The organism is Mesorhizobium sp. M7D.F.Ca.US.004.03.1.1, from assembly GCF_003998635.1.
Taxonomy (GTDB): Bacteria; Pseudomonadota; Alphaproteobacteria; order Rhizobiales; family Rhizobiaceae; genus Mesorhizobium; species Mesorhizobium loti.
In genome coordinates, this window is record NZ_RZQG01000882.1 from 1 (window position 1) to 2,414 (window position 2,414).

General features: G+C 66.3%; 3 protein-coding genes. All 3 read right to left on the bottom strand.

Translation table 11 applies throughout. The features are described 5' to 3' along the window. Positions 1-47 precede the first annotated feature (47 nt). Complete coding sequence (locus EN935_RS31290) at positions 48-1,079, bottom strand: dipeptide ABC transporter ATP-binding protein (protein WP_127262729.1); 1,032 nt, start codon at positions 1,077-1,079, stop codon at positions 48-50. Next, positions 1,076-2,155, bottom strand: a complete 1,080-nt coding sequence (locus EN935_RS31295; RefSeq protein ID WP_127262728.1) for an ABC transporter ATP-binding protein — start codon at positions 2,153-2,155, stop codon at positions 1,076-1,078. The genes EN935_RS31290 and EN935_RS31295 overlap by 4 nt, the downstream gene beginning before the upstream one ends. A 3-nt stretch (positions 2,156-2,158) precedes the next feature. Beyond that, on the bottom strand, positions 2,159-2,414 hold a 256-nt coding region (locus EN935_RS31300; RefSeq protein ID WP_127373983.1), incomplete at its 5' end, for an ABC transporter permease subunit.

Consider the following 2,414-nt stretch of genomic DNA (forward strand, 5'->3'; position numbering starts at 1 on the left):
GTCCTCAGTCACGATCAAAATTCCTTCGGGTGAATTCGGCAGGCCAATCAGACGGCCTTGAAAGTGTTGACCGGCTCCGGGAAATGGCAGGCGACGCGACGCGAACCGCCAGCCGGATCGAGCGGCGGTTCGACGGAAGCGCAGATCGCCTGCGCCTTGAAGCAGCGCGTGCGGAAGCGGCAGCCGGAGGGCGGGTTGAGCGGGCTCGGCACATCGCCGGTCAGCACGATGCGCTCGCGCTTGCGCTCCTTCTCGGGATTGGCGAGCGGCACGGCTGACAGCAGCGCCTGGGTATAGGGATGCAGCGCCCTCGAATAGAGTTCGGCCGCCGGCGCGATCTCGACGATCTTGCCGAGATACATCACCGCCACCTGATGCGAGATGTGGCGCACGACGGACAGATCATGGGCGATAAACAGATAGGACGTGCCGAAGGATTGCTGGATATCCTTGAGTAGGTTCAGCACACCAGCCTGCACCGAAACGTCGAGCGCCGAAACCGGCTCGTCGAGGATCACCACTTGCGGGTTCAGCGCAAGCGCGCGAGCGATGACCACGCGCTGGCGCTGACCGCCGGACAGTTCGTGCGGATAGCGCTTGCCGTGATCGGGATTGAGCCGCACCAGTTCGAGCAGCTCGGCGACGCGCGCGCGGCGGTCGACCGCCGACATGTCGCTCATGCGCAGCGGCTCGGCGATGTTGTCGGCAATGCGCATGCGCGGATGCAGCGACCCATAGGGGTCCTGGAAGACCAGCTGGATGTAGCGCCGCATCAGGCGCATGTCTTCGTGGTTGAGCGCGAGCAGGTTCTGGCCACGGAACCAGCTTTCGCCACTGGTCGGCTCGATCAGCCGCATCAGGCAGCGCCCTAGGGTCGACTTGCCGCAACCGGACTCGCCGACCAGGCCCAGCGTTTCGCCGGGTGCTACGTCAAAGGAAACATCGGCGACCGCACGGACATGGGCAACGGCACGGTCGAAGACGAGGCCGCCGCGTACCGGAAAGTCCTTGACGAGGTGGCGCACCGACAGTGCGGGCGCCGGTTTGGTTTCTGCCTGGAGTTGCTCTGCTGCGCTCATGGGGCCACGCTTCCATTGTCCAGGCTTGCCGCTGCCAGCGCGGCGCTGTGGAAGGGCGGCAAGGTCGTCGCGAAATGGCAGGCCGAGAACCGGCCGCCGATATCGTGCAGCGGAGGATCCTCGATCCTACAGCGTGCCTCGGCATGGATGCAGCGCGGATGGAAGGCGCAGCCGCCCGGCAAGCGCCCAAGTGCGGGCGGCGAGCCGTCGATCGAGAACAGCCGCTCGCGGCTTTCCTCGAGATTGGGGATCGAGGCGATGAGGCCCCGCGTGTAAGGGTGGCGCGGGTCGGCGAACAGCTCGGACACGCTAGCCTGTTCGACGACACGGCCGGAATAGACGACCGCGACGCGGTCGGCATGACCGGCGACGACGCCGAGATCATGGGTGATCAGCACCAGGCCGAGGCCGAGCCGTTCCTGCAGCGAGCGCAGCACCGACAGTATCTGCGCCTGCACCGTGACATCGAGCGCCGTGGTCGGCTCGTCGGCGATCAACAGGTCTGGATCGTTGGCGACGGCCATGGCGATGACCGCGCGCTGGCGCATGCCGCCGGAGAATTCGTGCGGATACTGGTTGACCCGGCGCTCCGGCTGCGGGATCGCCACCAGATGGAGCAGCTCCACCGCACGCGCCATGGCCTGCTTGCGCGTCACGCGCTGATGCAGCCTGACCGCCTCGGCGATCTGGGCGCCGACAGTCATCACCGGGTTCAACGAGGACAGCGGGTCCTGGAAAATCATGGCGATGCGCGCGCCCCTGATCTTGCGCATCTCGCGCGCCGGTTTGCCAACCAGTTCGTCGCCGTTGAAGCGGACCGAGCCGGTGACCACCGCGTTCTTTGACGTGAGGCCGAGCGCGGCGAGCATGCCGACGGACTTGCCCGAGCCGGACTCGCCGACAATGCCGACCACTTCGCCCTTGGCGACGTCGAGGTCGATGCCGCGCACCGCTTCGAACTGATTGCCTGCCCGCCGGAACCCGACCCGCAGGCCGCGTATGGACAGCAGCGGCTCGCGCTCGCCCGCCTTGTCGACTACTGCGCCGGAGCGCGCTGAAGAGATCTGTGCGCTCATCGCCTAGTCCGACCTTGGATCGAGAATGTCGCGCAAGCCGTCGCCGATGAAGTTGAAGCCGAGCACGATGGTGAGGATGGCGACGCCGGGACCGAAAGCGATCCACCATTGGTAGAAATGGACGGCGCCATCGGAGATCATCGACCCCCATTCGGGCGTCGGCGGCGTGGCACCGAGACCGATGAAGCTGAGCGACGCGGCAAGCAGCACGACCTGGCCGAGATCCATGGTCGCGCTGATCAGCACCGGGGTCCAGCAG